The following is a 19,094-nucleotide window of genomic DNA, read 5'->3' as shown; positions in this document are numbered from 1 at the left end:
TAGATTCCTAAAAATAGTCATCTTTGCGCACACATTATAAACCATAAAAGCATACTTGCCAAACTGAACTTCAATCCCAACTTTATTCTTAATAAAATCCATTTCTCTGTATGGTGTTTGGTTCTTGGAAGGCTGGGTCTTTCTTTTTTGATATTCAGGAGTATAGTATTTTTGAGAGTACTTGCAGGAAATTCGGTGTGTTTGCCAGCTTCTTGCCGCGAATTCACTGCTAAATAACTTATTGAGTTTAGATGGTTGATAGAGTAACCGTCCCGGCATCGTTTTCTCTTTGCTAATTTTTGTCTTACACGCTTCACTATCAATTGAACAAATAATTTCCTGAACCTCTTTCAGTTCTTGAGCATAGTCTTTTTCGATAACTTCTCGACCATTATTAAAAGAATAGATACCAGCAATGATCATCTTTCTTTTACTCAGTATCTCTAGGTTTGATATGAGACTTGGCTTGCCATTCATCTGGAACCTGAGCCACCTTTTCTCTCCCACTAGGCTGATATACGGGTTTACCTAAAGGGCGAATCTTCAGTGACCCATCCCAGTAGCGTTTAATTCTATCTCTAGCGATTTCCACATAGCTTTCTTCTTTTTCACTGCCTATGGCCCTGCGCGAATGCATGAGAGCAGCAATCAAGGAACTACCCACCCCTGCATAGGGATCAAATACCCAATCCCCCACATCTGTCATGGCTAAAACACACCGCTCCACCAATTCTATGGGATACTGACAAGGATGAATTGTTTTTTCAGGATGATTTGATTTAACATTGGGAATGTTCCATAATAACTCATCCCATTCCTTAACCATCAACTCCCAAATATCTGATGGATTTTTCCCAAGGGGATTGCCAGAAGGTTGACCGACTTTGCTTCCCTTAAAATGACGTTTTCCAGGATATTTAGATGGCACTCTAACAGGGTCAAGATTAAATTTGTACTCTTTGCTTTTGGTAAACCACAAAATGGTTTCATAACGACCAGAAAATCTTTTAGAAGCATGTAACCCATGCCCAAAATACCAAATGATTCGGTTCCTCAGATAAAATCCCAGTTCCTTGAAAATTGGATAGTAGAGAATATCTAGTGGATAAACTTCACCGTCTTGAACAAAATTTCCAACTTGCCAACAAATACTCCCGTCATCTTTCAAAATTCGTTTTAGCTCCTGAATGATATTGGCCTGGGACTCTAAATAAACATCAATTGAGGTTTTACTTTCATAGATTTTACCGATATTGTAAGGGGGAGAAGTAATGACTAGGGCAATAGTTTTCGTAGGTATTTGCCGGATTAAATCACCTGCATCTCCCGCATAAAGAACCACCTGAGCATCGGGTTGATAATGGCTGGCAATTTCAGGGGGTGCACCTGCAAATAAAGGTAGGTTAAACATTGGGTACAAAGGTCAGGATTCTGGCTGAGCAACTGCTGCCCCGCGCTGCTCTTGCACCATCGCCAGCGCTGCTTCTAATCGAGGCCGGTCGTACTGACGCTGGTGCAAAATGAGCCAGGATTGGATTAAATCCGGGCCGTGCATGGCGCCCATTAAAGCTGCCCGCAAAGTTTTCATCACCACACCTTTTTTCACCCCGCACTGTTGCACCACCGTTTGCACGATCTGTTTGGCGGTTTCGGCATCGCCCGGACTGCTGTGCTGCAGCAGGGCGGTTAAAATGGCCTGGCTTTCACTTTGCCGCAATTGGGCGGTGGCTTCCGGGTCGTAATTGGGTAATTCACTCATATAAAAATGCGCTAAATTCACCCCGTCTTTGAGGGTGACCAAACTAGGACCAATCAGTTCGGCAACCGCACATAGCCAGGGCTGATCCGCAATGGGATCAAAGACATAACCGGCCTCTTGCCAGTAGGGGATCAATTCCGCGCACAGTTGCCTGGGAGATAATTGGCGCAGGTAGTGGCTATTAATCCAATTGAGTTTGTCCCAGTCAAATTTGCTGCCGGATTTGTTGACCCGTTCTAAAGAAAATAAAGGAATGGCTTCCTCAAGTGTGAATAGTTCTTCGCCGCCTGGCGGTGACCAGCCCAAAAGTGCCATGTAATTGACTAGGGCAGGCGCCAGATAACCCATCTTGCGAAAATCGGAAATAGCTGTAACACTATCCCGCTTGGACAGTTTACGTCCTTCACTGTTGAGAATTAGGGGGGTGTGGGCAAAAAAAGGTAGGGGAGCGCCCAAAGCCTCATAAATTAAAATTTGTTTGGCTGTATTGGCCAGGTGGTCTTCCCCGCGAATCACATGGGAAATTTGCATATCAATATCGTCAACAACCACCGCAAAGTTGTACAAGGGTTGCCCATCGGCGCGGGCAATCACCATATCCCCGCCCAAATCGCTGCCTTGCCAACACATTTCTCCCCGCACCAAGTCATACCAGCGAATTTCCCGTTCATCGTCAATGCGAAACCGAATCACCGGCTGCCGCCCCTGGGCCACAAATTCCGCCTCTTGTTCGGGGGTTAAATCCCGGTGCTGGTTGTTGTAACGCGGGGCTTGTTTTTGGGCTTCCTGGGCCGCCCGCATGGCCTGCAATTCCGCCTCGGTTTCATAGCTGCGGTAGGCAAGTTTTCGCGCCAGTAATTGGTCAATGACTTCTTGGTAACGGTGACGCCGCTGGCTCTGCCAAATGGGACCAATATCCCAGTGCAAGCCCAACCAACGTAAACCCTCAAGAATGTTTTCCGCAAATTCCGGTCGCGAACGCTCCTGGTCTGTGTCTTCGATGCGTAGGATGAATTCCCCGCCGTGATGCCGGGCAAACAGCCAGTTAAACAGGGCAGTGCGGGCGGTGCCAATGTGTAAATTGCCGGTGGGACTGGGCGCAATCCGTACACGAACGGTCACGGTGATGCTCTGCGATAGATAAGGGACGATCCCCATCTTAGCCCAGCGGGTCGGTCTCTCCCCCAAACCGCGGCTTGTTACCAAATGTTACACGGACAGTCCCCTGGTCTTGTTGCTATTAAGTTGCATTAATCCTAGAATAATTAGGGATGTTTGTTAGAAATTGTTGGCAGTTATGGGCATTTCACGGCGTTCGCTTTTGTGGGGGAGCGGCTCCCTGGTGACGGTGGTGACGCTGGGGCATTGGCGGGCCGCAGAGCGGGTGTGGGCGCAGACCAATGTGGTGAATGTGTACTCTTCGCGGCATTACGACAGTGATAGGGAGTTGTTTCGGCGGTTTACGCAGGCGACGGGGATTCGGGTGAATGTGTTGGAAGGGCCGGATGACCAGTTGCTCGAGCGGCTGCGCAGCGAGGGGAGCAATTCCCCGGCGGATGTTTTGTTTACGGTGGATGCGGGGCGTCTGTGGCGGGCGCAGGAGGCGGGGCTGTTTCAGCCGGTGAATTCGCCCCTATTGACCCGGGTGATTCCCACTGCGGTGCGGGAACCGGGGAATCACTGGTTTGGTTTTACCCGGCGGGCGCGGGTGATCATGTACCACAAAGACCGGGTGAAACCGGGGGACATCAGCACCTATGAGGAGTTGGCGGACCCCAAGTGGCGGGGGCAGGTGTTGATTCGGTCGTCCCGGAATGTGTACAACCAGTCCCTGGTGGGGGCCTTGATTCGCCATATCGGTCAGGCGCGGACGGAGAAGTGGGCGCAAGGGGTGGTGCAGAATTTGGCTCGGCCACCGCAAGGGGGGGATACGGACCAGATTCGGGCGGTAGCAGCCGGTGTGGGTAGTTTGGCGGTGAGCAATACCTACTACCTGGCGCGGTTGCTGAAATCACCCAAGCCGGAGGACCGGGAGGCGGCGCAGAAAATCGGCATTATTTTCCCCAACCAAAATTCCTGGGGGACGCATGTGAATATCAGCGGGGCCGGGATGGTGAAAACGGCGCCCAATCGGGCCAATGCCCAACGGTTTTTGGAATTTCTTGCCAGTCGGGAGGCGCAGGAGGCGTTGGCCAAGGGGAACAATGAGTACCCGGTGGTCGCAGGCGTGCCCCTCGACCCAGTGGTGGCGAGTTTTGGCACGTTTAAGGCAGACCCGCTCAATGCCAGTGTGTTTGGGCGCAACAATGCGCTGGCGTTGAAAATTACGGACCGGGCAGGCTGGGCCTAACCAAGCGGCGTGGTTTACCCACCAATGGCACAATTGATTAGATTGTTTGTGTCGGTGGGTGAGCCATGCAGTCGTGTGAGCCGTTGGTGACGTTGCAGCGCCGTTTGCCGGTGGCGTTGCAGGATTTGGCAACGTTGGCGTTTAACTATTGGTGGACCTGGTCGGGGGAGCAGTTGCGCCTGTTTAGTGCCATTGACCATCGGTTGTGGGAGGAATGTCACCACAATCCGGTGTTGTTTTTGCGGCGGGTGAGCCGGGAGCGGTTGGATGAGGTGGCAACGGACCCGGATTATCTGCAGATGGTGCAGCGGTTGATGGTGCGGTTTCGCCAGTATATGCAAGCGCCGCCGCGTACGGGGCTGCCGGGGATCGGGCCGGACCGTCCGGTGGCCTATTTTTGTGCGGAGTTTGGGCTGCACGAGTCGCTGCCGCTTTATGCGGGGGGGTTAGGGATTTTGGCCGGGGATCATCTCAAGTCGGCGTCGGATTTGGGGGTGCCCTTGGTGGGGGTGGGGTTGCTCTACCGCCAGGGCTATTTCCGGCAGCGGCTCAACCGCATGGGCTGGCAGGAGGATTATTACATTGACCATCGGTTTGAGGATTTGCCCTTGGTGTTGATGCGGACCCCGACGGGGCAACCGTTGACGGTGACGGTGGAAATCCGCGGGCGGCAGGTGCAGGCGCAGATTTGGCGGGTGCAGGTGGGACGGACGGATTTGTACCTGATGGATTCCGATTTGCTGCAGAATGACCCGATTGACCGCTGGCTGACGGGGCATTTGTACGGGGGGAACCAGGAAACCCGCATTGCTCAGGAGATTTTGCTGGGTATTGGCGGGGTGCGGCTGTTGCATACCTTGGGCATTACACCGGGGGTGTATCACCTCAACGAGGGGCATGCGGCGTTTGCCCTGCTGGAGGTGGCCCGCATGGAAATGGCGCGCACGGGGCAGTCGTTTTATGCGGTGGAAGCGCAGGTGCGGCAAAAGTGTGTGTTTACCACCCATACGCCGGTGCCGGCGGGGCATGACGCCTTTTCCCCGGATTTGATGGATTCGTTTTTTGCCAGCTATTGGCCGCAGTTGCAGTTGTCGCGGGAGCAGTTTTTGGCCTTGGGGGCGCGGCGGTTGGGGGACCCCTGGGAGCCGTTTAATATGACGGTGCTGGCGTTGCGCTTGACCCGCACGGCCAATGGGGTCAGCAAGTTGCACGGGGAGGTGTCCCGGCAGATGTGGTCCATTTTGTATCCCGACCGACCGGTGGCCCAAGTGCCCATTGGGGCGATTACCAACGGGGTACACCCCCAGACCTGGACTGCGCCTTTGATGGCGGAATTGTTCTGTACTTATGTGCATCCGGAGTGGGACAAGCAGGTGGCGGATGCGGCGCTGTGGGAGCGGGTGTATCAGATTCCCGACCGGGAGCTGTGGCAACGGCATCAGGCCCTAAAACAGCGGTTGATCAGCCATACCCGTACCTGTGTGGCCCGCAGTTGGGAGCAACGGGGTGAACCGCCGGAGCGGGTGGCGGCGATTGCCCATTGGCTGGACCCGGAGGTGTTGACAATTGGGTTTGCGCGGCGGTTTAGTCCCTACAAACGGGGGCATTTGATCATTCGGGACCCGGAACGGGCCAAGCGGTTGCTCACCCACCCGGAGCGGCCGGTGCAGTTGATTTTGGCGGGCAAGGCGCACCCAGCGGATGAGGAGGGCAAACGGATCATTCAACGGCTGATCGAATGGTGCCGGGACCCGGAGTTGCAGCCGCGGGTGGCGTTTATCGAGGACTACGATATGCACACGGCCCGCTGTTTGGTGCAGGGGGTGGACCTGTGGTTGAACAATCCCCGCCGTCCCCTGGAGGCTTCCGGCACCAGTGGGCAAAAGGTGTGTTTCAACGGGGGCATTAATTTCAGCGTGTTGGACGGCTGGTGGTGTGAGGGCTACCAGGCGGGGGTCAACGGCTGGGCGATTGGGGAGGATTTGCACACCAGCAACCAGGAATTGCAGGACCAACAAGACAGCGAGTCCCTGTACCGGCTGCTGGAGACGGAGATCGTTCCCATGTACTACGACCGGGATGCTGAAGGGTTGCCACGCGCTTGGATTCAGCGGATGAAGGCGTCTATCGCTACCAATGTTCCCCGGTTCAATACGGTGCGGATGCTGGAGGATTATCTGCAACAGGTTTACGCCCCCAGCCCGGAACTGGCCTACCGCAGTTGACGCCCATGCCCCGGGTCATTTGGGAGGTGGATTTTTACGCCCGCCCGGTGGTGGATGACCAGGGGAAAAAGCTCTGGGAACTGCTGCTGTGCGACCCTCAAGGGCGCAACCGTTGGGCGCAAACCTGCCCGCCGGACCAGGTCAATAGCCAATGGTTGCAGGCGGCGCTGGCTCCTTGGGTACAACAGCAGCAGATTACCCACCTGCGGGCGTTTCGTGCCCCGATGCTGCCGATGCTCAATCGCGCCTGTGCAGGGTTACAGGTGACGGTGTTACCCAGCCGTCGGGTGGTGGCCCTGGCTCATTGGTTGCGCGAGCGCTGGCGGACGGTTTACGCCCAGATGCCTGGATTTCAACCTTTGGCGGCTCCCCCACCGGTAGAACTGCCAACAAACCCCCAACCCCTACCAGAGCCGTTGCGGGGACAACGCTGGGCTTGGGCGGACCTGCTGTGGGGGCACATTCGCCGCGAGGGGGCGACCTGGGCAGACTTTGGGGAGTTGCTGCCGGAACCGTACGTGGCGCTGCCGGAGGAGCAGGTGATTCCGGGGGTGGTGATTTATTCGCCCCGGGCGACGGCCTTGGCTGCCTGGCTAAGTGGCTGGGAATTGGGGGCGTTGCAGGTGGCAGGGGAACGGCTCCTATTGACAACGGGAATTGCAGACCAGTGGGTGTTTGCCGCCAAAGCGCCCCAAGCGGCGGCATTTCAGACGGCCCAGGCCCAGGCGCAGGGGGTGCATTTTCTAGCCGTGGCGTCCCAACCGGAGGCCGAACGGCTGGCGGGGTTTTGGCTGCTGCAAGACCTGCCCTTGGCATAGTCAGCGGGTGCAGCGGGCTTCTTAGCGCCCAAAACACATTGGGATAGTTTGGTCGCCCCGTACTGCGACGCGGAAAAGCCCTTAAGCAACTGTAATATGCAACGGGCTCCAGGGCTCAGAGAACCGTCTAGGGGCGTCTTGACAGCGCCTTTACGAGTTTCTGGGTGGACTGCGTAGGAATCCCCTGGGTGTGGGGGGCAGGACGAACGGTGCATGACATATCGTCATTTCCGACAAGTTTGCGACATGCGCCTTTACCGGTAAACCCTGTCCGAGAAGGGGATACCGTGATGACCAGTGCCGCAACGTGTGGCATTTTCTGGGGAAACGACGATAAACCAATAACTTGCGCTGATTGATTGTCTTGATTGATGAGGTTTTGACCGAATTAATTTATAGACAGTTCCTAGGTATTGATAACAGTATGCGCTAGGGGAGATTGACCATCAATTTTGCAGTTTGGGAACATCGCCACGGCTTACGCCATCTACAGAAACGACAGCAAACACCCCCTTTTCAGGGAAAACAGAGAGTAAAGGAGGAAGTTCACTTATGAGCATGCGTTGGTTGGCTTTGGGGCTAGCTTTGCCGGTTGCCTTAGGTGGCGGCTTTTTCTTCAGTGCTGCCATCGCGCAGCAGGTTGCGCCAGAATTAAAGGAAAAGCCTAAGGAAAAGCCGAGGCCGCAACCCCAACCTAGCCCCGGGCCCGGAGAGTTGGATGAACTTTTCCGCCAAGTGACGCCCACATCGCTACCCAAACCATTGCCTGTTGCGCCTTGTTCTCGACCGATGGTGGTGCGGTCTGTCAGCTTAACGGCACCCCCACCTAGCCCTGCTACGCCCTTGGCGTCGGAGTTACCGGCAACGATTTGGACGACGCTCCAGGGGCCTAATGGAACCACCGCCTGGGGCAATGCGCAACCCGACAAAGTGTTTGCCCATACCTTCCAGTGGCAACCGCCCTGTGCCATGGGCTGCCGCATGGGGGGCACGCTCACCTTCACCTATCGCAACAATTTGCCGGCGACAAGTAACACGGCTCCTGATGCCGGGAATGACAAGTATTACGTGTACAATGACGGCACTTTGTTCCAAAGCGGCTCTTTGTACACCTCGCCGAGTCCAGCCGGTCAAACCTTTACCAAAACCCTGACCCTCTCGCCGGCGGAGGTGGCCAACAACAAGGTGACGCTTGTGGTGCAAGATGACACGGCGCTGGTGAATGCCAAGCTTGACCTTAAGTACTGCTGCTGTGAATGCCGTTTCCCGATTCAGTAAATTCCTGCAGCCTGGGCGCAGTTAACGCTGGCCGGTGATGATAAAGGCCACCCGTTGCCCGATGTTGGTGGCGTGGTCGGCCATCCGTTCTAAATGGCGACTGGCCAGCGCCAGCAAGAGGTAGGGTTCCAGACGGGCAGGGGGTTGGGCGGACACCTCGCCCAGCGGCGTATGGGCCAACTGCCGGTACACCTGCTGGTAGAGGGCGTCCACCACCTCGTCCATCTCTTTGATGTGTTTCCCGACCGTGGCATCCAAATCCGCCAGGGCCACCAAACTGGTCGCCAACATCCGCTGCGCTTGGGTGGACATGGCCTGAATATCCGTCAGGCAGACATGGGTGGGGTAGGGAAACAGCCGGATGGCAATTTCGCCCAAATCTTCGGCGTAGTCCCCAATCCGCTCCAAATCCCGCACCAACTGCATCCAGGCCCCCAACAGGCGCATATCCTGGGGTTCTACGGGGGCAGGGGTCATCATGCGCAGACATTCCACCTCAATCTGCCGGTAAAAGCGGTCAATTTGCTGGTCCAACAGAGGAATTTCCTCGGCAGCGGCCAGGTTGCGCTCAAACAGGGCCTGGTGGGACAGGCGAAAAGAATGTTCCACCAAAGCGCCCATACGCAGGACGTTTTGTTCCAGGTGACGCACCTGCCGGCGAAAAGAGGGAGGGTTGCCAGGGGAGGGGATCAAAGTAAAGGTGTGAAAAAGCGTATGTTAACCGGATTCCTATCCCTTCAGTTGTAGCGTAATTCCTAAGGGTAAAGATGGCGTTAAGGGGACGGGGATTGGCTGCAGCAGCAAGTTCCCTAACGTACACTGGAGCCATCAGCATTTCCCAAGGGGACATGGGACGCACGGTACGCACCTTGCAGCAGTACAAACAACAGGGGCGCAAGATTGTGGGGGTGACCGCCTGGGATTATCTGCTGGCGGAAATTTTGGACCAGGCGGGGGTGGATGTGATCCTGGTGGGCGATTCCCTGGGAATGGTGGCGCTGGGGTATGAGACCACGCTGCCGGTGACGCTGGCGGAAATGATCCACCATGCCAAGGCGGTGCGACGGGGAGTGAAAGAGGCCCTGTTGGTCTGTGATTTGCCCTTTTTGAGCTATCACATCAGCGCGGCGCAGGCGCTCCAGAATGCCGGGCGCATCCTCAAGGCTACGGGGGTGCAGGCGGTGAAATTGGAGGGGGGGTCGCCGCAGGTGGTACAGACGGTAACGCGGTTGGTGCAGGCGGGGATTCCGGTGATGGGGCATCTGGGTCTTTTGCCCCAGGCGGTGCATCAGTTGGGGGGCTACCGGCAACAGGGAGGTACGCCGCAGGCGGCAGCTCTGCTTTTGGAGCAAGCCCTGAAGCTCGAAGCAGCAGGCATTTTCGCCCTGGTGCTGGAGCATATTCCTGACCCGGTGGCGCAAACCATTACCCAAAAATTGACCATTCCCACGCTGGGGATTGGGGCGGGCGGCGACTGCGATGGACAGATTCTGGTCACCGCGGATTTGCTGGGATTGACCGCACAGCCTCCCCCTTTTGTGCGACCTTTGGCGCGGTTACGTCAGGACATTACCCAAGCGGTGACGGCCTACGCCCAAGCTGTGCGGCAAGGGGAATTCCCTTAGCCACCTGTCGCTGCTTGGGCCAAAGTGTTAAGATTTTTTAATATTGGCGATGCGGGCGTGGGTATGGCGTTGGTTTCGGTGGCGCCCTGGTGGCGGTTGCAGTGTTTGTGGGAGGGGGAGGAAGAGGCCCTGCCGGTGGGGGTGCTGTCTCCGTGGTGGCGGTTGCTGTTGTTGAGCGATGGTTCTCTGACCCGGCATCTGCAGTTTATTACCGGGCGGGCGGTGGTGGTGCAGGTGGTGGATATGTCGCCGGTGGGGTGGGTGACAGACGGAGCACCCGCCGAGCTGCGGCAGATTGAGGGGCCGTGGGTGCGGCGGCAGGTGTGGTTGCAGACGGAGACGGGCGAACGGCTGGTCTATGCCACGTCTTGGTGGCCTGCGGCCTTGGTGGATCGGTATTTACAAAACCGGGATTGGCCAATTTGGACCAGTTTGCGGCAGTTGCGTTTGGAATTGTACCGGGACATCCGCCGTTTGTATTACGGGAACTGTGGGGAATTGGCGCAGGCGTTTGCCAGTCGTGGTCCGTTTTGGGGACGGCATTATCTTTTTTGGCACCAAGGGCGGCCCTTGACGTTGATTTATGAGGTGTTGTCGTCCCGGTTGAACCGTTATCTGGGGCCATCCCAACCCCCTGTCCCGGTGTCTTTTGAGGGCGATTCAGGGGGCGGGGGAGCCGAGCAGTTCGCTGACGGTCACGAACTCTAAACCCTTAGCCCGCAAAACGGCAATGACCTGTGGTAAGGCATCGGCGGTGCTGCTGTAGATGTCGTGCATCAGAATAATCGAACCGGCGCGGGCCTGGTCTTGTACTGTCTGGATAATCCGTTGCGGGTTGCGGTGTTGCCAGTCGCGGGTATCTACATCCCAAAGCACCAGGGATAAACCCAGTTGGGCCGCCAACTCTCTGGTCGTGCGGTCGAAATGGCCATAAGGGGGGCGCAAATACCGCGGACGGATGTCCACCTGTTGGCACACCAACGTCTGGGTGGTGGCAATTTCCTGGTGGACGGCGGCGCGGCTGAGGGTGACCAGGGAGCGGTGATTGGTGCTGTGGTTGGCAATTTCATGGGTTTCTGCCTGCATGCGCCAGAGCAATTGGGGGTTGCGGCGCGCCATCCGCCCTTGGACAAAAAACGTAGCTGGTACCCCTTCCTGCCGGAGAATGTCCAGAATCCGCCGGGTTTGCTTGGCATCGGGGCCATCGTCAAACGACAGCGCCACCCGCGGCAGATGGCCGGACCCGCGGTAATGCACCCGGCTTGGGGTGGGGGTGGGTGGGTCACTACAACTGGCAATGGGTGGCGCCACGGTCACTTTGCGGCTGTAGTAGGCCACCGGCTGGGTTCCCTGCCAGGCCTGGACCCGCAGCAACCGTTCTCCACCCCTACGCATGCGGGTCAACCAGCGGTATTCCGGCCCCGCCCCCGTCTGTTCTCCCAAAAATTCCTGGTCCAGCCACACGACCACCCGGCTGGCGTCTGGCACCTGGACGACCACCTCGTACATCCCTTGGCGCGGCAGGAGTTGCGCCTGCACCGGCACGCCCTGATTGGGTTGGTGGGGCATCCCCACAGGTGGCGCCGTCCGCAGCGCCCGCAAGACCTGGTAGGCCACCTGGGACAACCCGCGACAATTGTCCCCGGCCCGGTAGGCCGGCATTGCCACCGCCAATAGGTAGCGTTCCCGACCGGCCAGGATCACCCCACTGTCCACACAGTGCCTGCTGAGCACCCATCCCGGCTTGTGGCAGATGCGGGGCGTCCCTCCCAAGGCCGCCTTGACGCCCGCAGCAAAAAACGACGGTTCTGCCTGGCACAACAACTCGGTGAGCCACGCCGCGGTTGCCGTCGGGATGCGAAATTGTTCTGCCTCCCCCAACTCCGCATGCAGCACCACCCGCCGGATCGCTTCCGTCATTTCAAATAAATTGGCGCAATTGCCCTGCGCTGGACAGGTGCCATTCCCCCGTGCCCGGCGGGGCGGAATCACTTGCTGCCGCTGCCCCTGGCGCAGAATCAACCTTGGGCTGGTGTGAATATCTAGCATACCGCTGTACCCCCGTTGCAACTGGGTGGTGGGAAATCCCCGTTCTCGGGAAAGAAACTGTTGGTTCAGCCAGTCGAGGCCCACCAACTGCACCGTCAGGTCGTAGTCCAGATTGGAACTTTTCCGAATCGCCCGGTCAATGATCCGTTCGAGCGTATCTTGCAGCCGCGGCCAGACCACCGTCACCTGGCGGCTAAACCCCTGGGCGTGCACCCACTCCAAGGCCGCCACCGCAGGCAGAATTTTCACCGTCGAAGCGGGCCAAAACTGCTGGCTAAACGCCCCCAGTCCGGCTTCATAAAAACGATAGGCTGGCCGTCCCCCCACCCCCGGTTCAATCTGGGCGGCATAGACCGCAGTTCCCGGCGGCAAACCCCGCAACTGCTGGGCTAACCATTGCCGGTCCATCACCCGTTGGACACCCCATACCCAAGGCACAGGTGACTCCTGCGCCGCTGCCGGCTTTACCTTGGCTGGCCGCACAACCGACAGCGCGACCTGGGTATGGTGCCACCACCAGCCGCCGCCCAAACCACTGCCTAGCAACCCAAGACTCAACGGCAACACCCAACGGCGGGGACGGGCTGTGATTTCCCCCTGTCCCTGGGGCAGCCGTCGCCTCTTCCCTGGGGAGGTCAACCCCGGCCATCGCCACCTAGCCCACCACAGCGTTGCCATACGCCGCTCGTTCCTCACCCTTGGCAACCCGCACACGTGCCCCTCGCTGTGTAGCTGGTGTTTGAGGGGTGAGGCCGTACCAGCAAATTAAAAGCAAGTAAAGCAAACAAAGTAATACCCATATTGGGCAGAGACAAAGCGTTTAGGTGGGGGTGTAGTAGGCAGCTACATCGTCCAAAAGCTGGGGCAAAGCGAGTTGGGTACTCACCTGCACCTGGGGGTGACGCACTGTGACCAGCACTTGGGCGACCAAGGGACTCGGCCACAGATTGGGATTGCAAAACAACTCCAAAGCGACCGCCCCTGTATGCCCAAAATGCCATTCCGGGCGGGGAATGGGCTGTTGCCAGCTTTGTTTGAGGGTCTGCAAGCGTTGGGCCAGTGCCGCCGCTGCGGTCTGGTCAAAAGCCACCTGCACACACCCTTGGGGGACATGGAGAACCAGCATCCGTTCCGGCCTCTTGCAACCATGACGAAGGATTTTCCTCTGCCCTAGCGTACAATGCCAAGGTGACCTGGTTGCTGTGGCTGGATGGTCTGTAACCGTTGCCTATGACGGCTCGCTACCGCGCTGACTTGCTGGCTCTGCTTGCCGCTTTGGCCTACCAAGAGGGGGAATTTGTCCTCAGTTCGGGGCTGCCTAGTCCCTACTACATCAACTGCAAAACCGTTACCCTGCATCCCCAAGGGGCCTACTGGGTGGGGCATCTGTGCCGCGAGTTGCTGCGTCCAGAGACGGTGGCGGTCGCCGGATTAACGCTGGGCGCTGACCCCATCGTAACGGCAATTGCGGTGGTTTCTGCCCCCACAGCCCAGCCGGTCAGCGGTCTGATTATCCGCAAGACGCCCAAAGGCCACGGGGCGCGCAGCCAAATCGAAGGGCCGTTGCCCCCCCCAGGCAGTGCCATTACTGTCGTCGAGGATGTGGTCACGACCGGCCAATCCTTGGGCCTGGCGGTAACGGTGTTGCGGGCGGCGGGGTACCAGGTGACCCAGGGCCTTGCTCTCGTAGACCGTCTCCAAGGTGGCGCTGCTTATTTGGAACGCTTGGGCGTGCATTTGACCCCCCTATTTACCCTGCCGGAAGTGCAAGCCCATTACCACCAACAGTCTGCCCGTGCGCCGCAGCCCTAGTCATGCGATAATGGCAAACACCATCCAGGCATCCAGGAGGAAGCCATGGTAAGGGGAACCAGCACTGCGGTGGGCAATAGGCCGTCTCGTGATGCGTAACGAACCGCCGGAACTGTTGCAAAAACGCCTGTGGGTCCAAGGGCGTAAATTTCGCTACGAGATCAACCGTCTGCGCCTGCCCAACGGCACGGAAGGGGAATGGGAATGTGTGCGCCATCCGGGGGGAGCGCTGGCGGTACCGGTGACTCCAGAAGGGCAATTGGTGCTGGTACGGCAGTATCGGTTTGCGGCCCAGGGGCGGTTGCTCGAATTTCCGGCGGGGACGGTCGAGGGGGGCGAGGACCCCTTGACCACCATTCAGCGGGAACTGCAAGAGGAAACCGGCTACCAAGCCCATACCTGGCGCTCCCTGGGGCAATTTTTCCTGGCGCCTGGCTATTCCGATGAGGTGATCTATGCCTACCTGGCGACGGATTTGGCCCCCTTGGCCCACCAACCCCGGCGGGATGTGGACGAGGATATGGCGGTGGTGTTGCTGTCGCCTTTAGAATTGCAAGCGGCCATTGACCGGGGCGAGGGCGTAGATGCCAAAACCATTGCCAGTTTCTTTTTGGCGCGCCGGGTTTTGGGCATGGGAGATTTTAAGGAAGTTTGAAAACTGCGGGGGCTGGCAGGAACCCTGATACCCTATAATCGTTAACCTACACGCGCGGGCTTATGGTGCAAATTAACGCTGTTTTAATTTTCGCCTTCTGTTTGGCACTGGTCTTTTTCAGCTTGCAGAATATGGAACCGGCCACGGTGCATCTGGTGATCGGCTCTTATAGCGTCACCTATCCGCTGGCGGTGGAATTGATTATTGCCATGGGGGTCGGGGCAACCTTGGCCTGGTTGTTCGGCATTTGGAACCAGTTTCAACGGTGGTTGATCGCCCGGCGGGAATTGCGGCGGCGGGACCAGAAAATTGCGGCGCTGGAAAAAGATATTGCCCAATATCGTCAGCAACCTTCCCTGCCCAGTCCGGTGGAGGAAACCGCCCGTTAATGACTCGGTACGTGGGGCTGGTTGCCGCCGGAGAAGGCGGCTTGGTGATTCACCTATTGGCCCAAGCGGACACCAACGGTTGGGTTGCCGTACCCGCCCAGGTGATCCCCGCTCCCCCCCACCTGACCCCCGGCAGTTTGGTCTGGGTCGTGGGAGAAACCTGTCTGCCCTTGACCCCTCCCTCCCTTCCCCAACTCCAAACCCTCTTGAATGTGCAGACCTCCCTGGTAGCGCAACAACGGCGACAACTGGAGGACCGCGTTCCCTGGCTAGAAGAACAACACCGCCATTACCAAACCCAAATCGCCCAATGGGAACAAACCCACCAAGCCTGGCAACAACACCAAACCACCCTCGGCCAACTGCGGGGGGAACTCAACCGCCGTCGCGCCCTCATCCAATTCCTCGAACAACACCTCCAAGACTACAACGACCTACTCCAACAGCAGCAGTACCTGGTGCAGTACATCCTCGCCCAACGGTTTAGCCCAACGGGCGACCCACCCCTCCCTGCCGAGCTTGAGGCCCTGCTGTCTCGCCTTGTCCAGCAAGCTGCTGTACTGCAAAACCACCTTGCCCAACGCCGTACCCTTAACCGGCATCCCCCCGACGTTTACCTGCGCGCCCTGGCCCGCCAGCAACAGGCCTACCAAACCGACCAACTCCTGTGGCAGCAACTTTGTCAGGAACTCACCCACCTCCTGCAGCAGACCGGCTATCCAGCGCCCCCCGGTTGGGACTGGTTCCAAACGGAAATCCAAAACCACTGGCAGCGCAGCCAAGCCCTCTACACCCAGCAAAAAACCTACCTGCAACAGGAACAGGCCGACCTGCAAGCTTTAGAAGCCCGTCTCGTCCGCGAAGAGCAAACCGCCCAAGAACTCAGCCAAGCCCTAGCCGCCCACCAGCGCGCCTGGGAGCAAAGCAGCCAGGAATACTCCCGTTGGCAGGCCATCTATACCCTGCAAAAGGAGCTACTCGACACCCTGGCCGACCTACTTCAGCAAGCGCAAGCCCAGGTACAGGAACTGCAAACCCAAACCCCCTGTCCTGCCCAGCTCAACTCTGTCGGCGTCGGCGAATGGCTACTCAAAGCCCTGTGGGGTTGCCTTAGCGCCCAGTGGGAACCCACCGCCGGTGCTGTCCCCTTCTTAGAAGGTTTATCCGCCGAAGACGCCCGCATCGTCTTGCAAACGGGCACCTATGCCACCTACCAACCCGGCGAACCCCTGATCCAAGCCCACGACCTCGGCCAGGAAGTCTATGTCATTCAAAGCGGCCTGGTCGAAGTCCGCAACCCCCAGGGAGATACCATTGCCCTGTTGGGGCCAGGACGCATTGTCGGGGAAGTCGCCTTCATTACCGGCGCCCGCCGCACCGCCAATGTCATTGCCCTCAGTCCCACCCAAGCCGTCATCCTCAATCACAGCGCGATGGAACACCTGACCCAGCATCACCCCCAAGTCGCGGCCAAAGTTTTGCTCAATCTTTCCCGGCTGGTGGCCCAACGCCTAGGGCGCCATTAAACCGCCCGGCCACGATGCGCCCAACCCACCGCCTCGCTAATCGTCCCCAGATTGAGTGCCGTCAATCGTTCCACCAAACCCTGCAAAATGGCCTTAACCACCCCTGGCCCCTGATACACCCAACCCGTGTACATCTGTAACAAACAGGCCCCCGCCGCAATTTTTTCCCAAGCATCTGCCGCGCTGAAAATTCCCCCCACCCCCACAATCGGTAATCGCCCCTGCGTCTGTTGATAAATGAAATGAATGACCTCCGTCGAACGCCGGGCCAAAGGACGACCACTCAGCCCCCCCTTTTCCTGGGCCTGCGCACTTTTTAAGCGCGGGCGATTCGTGGTTGTATTTGTGGCAATCACCCCCGCCAACCGATAGGTCATCACCAAATCCACAAGCGCCGCAATCGCCTCATCCGCCAAGTCCGGGCTAATTTTTAACAGCAGGGGTTTGGCCCCGTCATTTTCTGTTTGTAACGCCGCTAAAATGGGTTCCAACAGTGCCTTTGCCTGTAACTCCCGCAGGTTGGCCGTATTGGGAGAACTCACATTAATTGCGAAGTAATCGCCATAGTTTTTTAAGCAGCGAAACCCGTACACATAATCCCGCCAGGCCTGGTCTAAAGGAGTATCTTTCCCCTTTCCCAAATTAATCCCCAAGGGAATGCGACGTTTTGCCAATTCCGTATCTAACCGCTTTTTGAGGTGTGCTACCCCCTGATTATTAAAACCCATACGGTTAATAATTGCCTGGTCTAGCGACAAACGAAACAAACGGGGTGGGGGATTTCCCGGCTGGGGTTGCGGCGTAACCGTACCCAATTCGGCAAACCCAAATCCAAAATCCGCCCACCAATCCCAGGCCAAACCATCCTTATCAAAACCAGCCGCCAATCCCAAGGGGTTGGGAAAATGACAACCCCAAAGTTGTTGATGTAATGCTAAGTGATTATAAGTACATCGCTGATGAATAAATTGCCTTAGTCCCTGGTGTGCTTGCCACCGATGCAATTGCTGAATCAGGGTGTTATGGAGCCATTCTGGGTCAAACCTAAAAAGCCAGGGACGCACCAACCAGGGGTAAATGTTCATCGCAAAGCAATCGGGAATTCAGCAGCTACAACGTCACTATAGCAATTCCAATTCAGTTTTGCCTAGGGGTTATAGCAATATAAATGAAATAATTTGTGACCGGAAGTTCTACAGAGCTAAAGGACAGAGGTGCTAGCCCTGCAACCTATATTCTCAAGAGGAGTTAAAATTCCCATATCAGAGCTATGATTCTCCCTTGGCTATTGCTGAATTCAGGTAGGATTTACCCGGCAAAATTCAGCAGAAAAAAATTTCATATTTCTCGCCAGAAACCCCCTGTTTTCTACGAATGTGCACGCTACTCTTCGGTTCACAATGTTGCCAACCTTTCGACCCACGCCAGTTGCTTGGGTAGGCACACCGTCTTGACGTCATAATGCGCCCGGACAAAGGCACGGGCGTTCGCCCCCAACCGCTGTCGTTCCGCCGGGTCATCCAAAAGGCTGCAAACCTCATTGGCCAGCCCACCCACGTCGAAGAAATTGACCAGCCGCCCCGTTTCCCCATGCCGGATGGCTTCGTGCAGGGGTGGGGTATCGCTGGCAACAATGGCACAACCCGCGCTCATGGCCTCCAGCAAACTCCAACTCAGCACAAACGGGTAGGTGAGATAGACATGGACGGTGGAAAGTTGTAACAGGGCAATGAAGTACTTGTAAGGTACATTGCCCAGAAAATGCACCCGCGCCCAATCCCGGTCGGGAATCTGCGGCCGCACTTCATCGCAAAAAATCTGCCGCCAACTGCGCTGCCCATACCGTTGCGGGTCGGGGGGCGGGCCGTAGCTCACCCCACTGCCGCCGACAATCAACACCCGCGCGTTAGGGCGACGGCGGAGGATTTCCGGCAGGGCGCGCATGAAGATGTGGTAGCCCCGGCACGGCTCCAGGTTGCGGTTGACAAAGGTAATCACCTCATCTTTGCGGGTGAGGGTGAATTTTTGACCGCTCTGGGTAAAAAGGGTCAGCGAAACGTTCGGGTTGGGGGTAATGGCTTCGGTGTCAATGCCATCGTGAACTACGGTGATTTTCGACCGAAAGGGTTCAGGAAACGTGCTGGCCTGCCAGTGGGTGGGTGAAATACCAGCTTCAGCCACCTCAAAATGTAGTATGTGGTTTAGGTTTTTTAGCCGTACCAGACAAGCTTCGCTGATGTCGTAGTTAGCAAACTCTGGGTCAAAGTCTAAAGTAGCTTTCTGGTCAAAAAATTCACAGTAGATACCCAGCTTTGCCTGCGGCCATACCTCCTTGACAAAAAGGCTTACACCCCAGCCAGGATGGGCAATAACCGCATCGGGCACAAATCCCTGGGCTTTTAACTGCAAGGCAGCGCGAAAGCAGGCTTCTGCGCGGATTACCCTCGCCTCCAAGTCACTCACCCAGGGGTGGATGCCAGGGGTAGGGTTGCGGTTTGCTTCATAAGGTACGACCTGGACGCCCTGCCACTTGGTAGCAGACACTTTTTGCATGGTCATCCCCACCACCCTATACCCCTGAGCCACCAAGGCAGGCGCCAGAAATTTG

The 19,094-nt window shown here is 57.2% G+C and carries 19 protein-coding genes; 10 read left to right on the top strand and 9 right to left on the bottom strand.

Annotated features, from left to right (window positions below; all coding sequences use genetic code 11):
* The 3 genes from ACWISF_RS01155 to gltX form a co-directional block, all read right to left on the bottom strand.
* Positions 1 to 423, bottom strand: a 423-nt coding sequence (locus ACWISF_RS01155) for a BglII/BstYI family type II restriction endonuclease (RefSeq protein ID WP_448379763.1), incomplete at its 3' end; no start/stop codon positions are given.
* Positions 424 to 430: 7 nt separating this feature from the next.
* A complete protein-coding gene (locus ACWISF_RS01150; RefSeq protein WP_448379762.1) occupies positions 431 to 1,411 on the bottom strand; it encodes a DNA-methyltransferase in 981 nt (326 codons plus the stop codon).
* A 12-nt stretch (positions 1,412 to 1,423) separates the two neighbouring features.
* Positions 1,424 to 2,881, bottom strand: coding sequence for a glutamate--tRNA ligase (gltX, locus tag ACWISF_RS01145; RefSeq protein ID WP_448379761.1), 1,458 nt, complete (start codon positions 2,879 to 2,881; stop codon positions 1,424 to 1,426).
* Positions 2,882 to 3,056: 175 nt separating this feature from the next.
* Here gltX and ACWISF_RS01140 point away from each other — a divergent pair, with 175 nt between their 5' ends.
* The 3 genes from ACWISF_RS01140 to ACWISF_RS01130 all read left to right on the top strand — a co-directional run bounded on the left by ACWISF_RS01140 (position 3,057) and on the right by ACWISF_RS01130 (position 7,152).
* Positions 3,057 to 4,109, top strand: a complete 1,053-nt coding sequence (locus tag ACWISF_RS01140; protein ID WP_448379760.1) for a Fe(3+) ABC transporter substrate-binding protein — start codon at positions 3,057 to 3,059, stop codon at positions 4,107 to 4,109.
* A 65-nt stretch (positions 4,110 to 4,174) separates the two neighbouring features.
* Positions 4,175 to 6,334, top strand: coding sequence for an alpha-glucan family phosphorylase (glgP, locus tag ACWISF_RS01135; protein ID WP_448379759.1), 2,160 nt, complete (start codon positions 4,175 to 4,177; stop codon positions 6,332 to 6,334).
* 5 nt (positions 6,335 to 6,339) lie between these two features.
* Positions 6,340 to 7,152, top strand: a complete 813-nt coding sequence (locus ACWISF_RS01130) for a Tab2 family RNA-binding protein (protein ID WP_448379758.1) — start codon at positions 6,340 to 6,342, stop codon at positions 7,150 to 7,152.
* A gap of 446 nt (positions 7,153 to 7,598) precedes the next feature.
* On the opposite strand, the gene ACWISF_RS01125 is transcribed toward ACWISF_RS01130, so the two are convergent.
* Positions 7,599 to 7,781, bottom strand: a complete 183-nt coding sequence (locus ACWISF_RS01125) for a hypothetical protein (protein ID WP_448379757.1) — start codon at positions 7,779 to 7,781, stop codon at positions 7,599 to 7,601.
* Between the two features lie 160 nt (positions 7,782 to 7,941).
* On the opposite strand from ACWISF_RS01125, the gene ACWISF_RS01120 reads away from it, so the two are divergent.
* Positions 7,942 to 8,430, top strand: a complete 489-nt coding sequence (locus ACWISF_RS01120) for a hypothetical protein (protein ID WP_448379756.1) — start codon at positions 7,942 to 7,944, stop codon at positions 8,428 to 8,430.
* A gap of 21 nt (positions 8,431 to 8,451) precedes the next feature.
* Here ACWISF_RS01120 and phoU read toward each other — a convergent pair whose 3' ends face one another.
* Entirely contained in the window at positions 8,452 to 9,081 is a 630-nt protein-coding gene (gene phoU, locus ACWISF_RS01115) for a phosphate signaling complex protein PhoU (protein WP_448379755.1), read from the bottom strand.
* Positions 9,082 to 9,278: 197 nt separating this feature from the next.
* On the opposite strand from phoU, the gene panB reads away from it, so the two are divergent.
* Both panB and ACWISF_RS01105 read left to right on the top strand, forming a co-directional pair.
* A complete protein-coding gene (gene panB, locus ACWISF_RS01110) occupies positions 9,279 to 10,055 on the top strand; it encodes a 3-methyl-2-oxobutanoate hydroxymethyltransferase (protein ID WP_448379764.1) in 777 nt (258 codons plus the stop codon).
* A gap of 63 nt (positions 10,056 to 10,118) precedes the next feature.
* A complete protein-coding gene (locus ACWISF_RS01105; protein ID WP_448379754.1) occupies positions 10,119 to 10,763 on the top strand; it encodes a chorismate lyase in 645 nt (214 codons plus the stop codon).
* Here ACWISF_RS01105 and ACWISF_RS01100 read toward each other — a convergent pair.
* Positions 10,716 to 12,782, bottom strand: coding sequence for a polysaccharide deacetylase family protein (locus tag ACWISF_RS01100; protein ID WP_448379753.1), 2,067 nt, complete (start codon positions 12,780 to 12,782; stop codon positions 10,716 to 10,718). The genes ACWISF_RS01105 and ACWISF_RS01100 overlap by 48 nt on opposite strands.
* Before the next feature lie 142 nt (positions 12,783 to 12,924).
* Positions 12,925 to 13,230 (bottom strand): hypothetical protein, encoded by a 306-nt coding sequence (locus tag ACWISF_RS01095; RefSeq protein WP_448379752.1) that lies wholly within the window; start codon positions 13,228 to 13,230, stop codon positions 12,925 to 12,927.
* Positions 13,231 to 13,334: 104 nt separating this feature from the next.
* Here ACWISF_RS01095 and pyrE point away from each other — a divergent pair, with 104 nt between their 5' ends.
* From pyrE to ACWISF_RS01075, 4 genes are all read left to right on the top strand, one after another.
* On the top strand, positions 13,335 to 13,916 hold the full coding sequence (gene pyrE / locus ACWISF_RS01090; protein WP_448379751.1) for an orotate phosphoribosyltransferase: 582 nt from the start codon (positions 13,335 to 13,337) through the stop codon (positions 13,914 to 13,916).
* Between the two features lie 91 nt (positions 13,917 to 14,007).
* Positions 14,008 to 14,571: an NUDIX hydrolase gene (locus ACWISF_RS01085; protein WP_448379750.1), complete on the top strand. Its 564-nt coding sequence runs from the start codon at positions 14,008 to 14,010 to the stop codon at positions 14,569 to 14,571.
* A gap of 131 nt (positions 14,572 to 14,702) precedes the next feature.
* Positions 14,703 to 14,960, top strand: coding sequence for a LapA family protein (locus tag ACWISF_RS01080; protein WP_448379749.1), 258 nt, complete (start codon positions 14,703 to 14,705; stop codon positions 14,958 to 14,960).
* Complete coding sequence (locus tag ACWISF_RS01075) at positions 14,960 to 16,486, top strand: cyclic nucleotide-binding domain-containing protein (protein WP_448379748.1); 1,527 nt, start codon at positions 14,960 to 14,962, stop codon at positions 16,484 to 16,486. The genes ACWISF_RS01080 and ACWISF_RS01075 overlap by 1 nt, the downstream gene beginning before the upstream one ends.
* Here the strand turns inward: ACWISF_RS01075 and ACWISF_RS01070 are convergent.
* Together ACWISF_RS01070 and ACWISF_RS01065 are read right to left on the bottom strand one after the other, a co-directional pair.
* Complete coding sequence (locus tag ACWISF_RS01070; RefSeq protein WP_448379747.1) at positions 16,483 to 17,571, bottom strand: quinone-dependent dihydroorotate dehydrogenase; 1,089 nt, start codon at positions 17,569 to 17,571, stop codon at positions 16,483 to 16,485. The two genes, ACWISF_RS01075 and ACWISF_RS01070, sit on opposite strands and share 4 nt — an antisense overlap.
* 310 nt (positions 17,572 to 17,881) lie before the next feature.
* Positions 17,882 to 19,094, bottom strand: a 1,213-nt coding sequence (locus tag ACWISF_RS01065; RefSeq protein ID WP_448379746.1) for a glycosyltransferase, incomplete at its 5' end; no start/stop codon positions are given.

This window comes from Gloeomargarita sp. (genome assembly GCF_053491055.1).
Note: the sequence above shows the minus strand (reverse complement) of the source record. Positions and strands in the feature narration are given on the sequence as shown.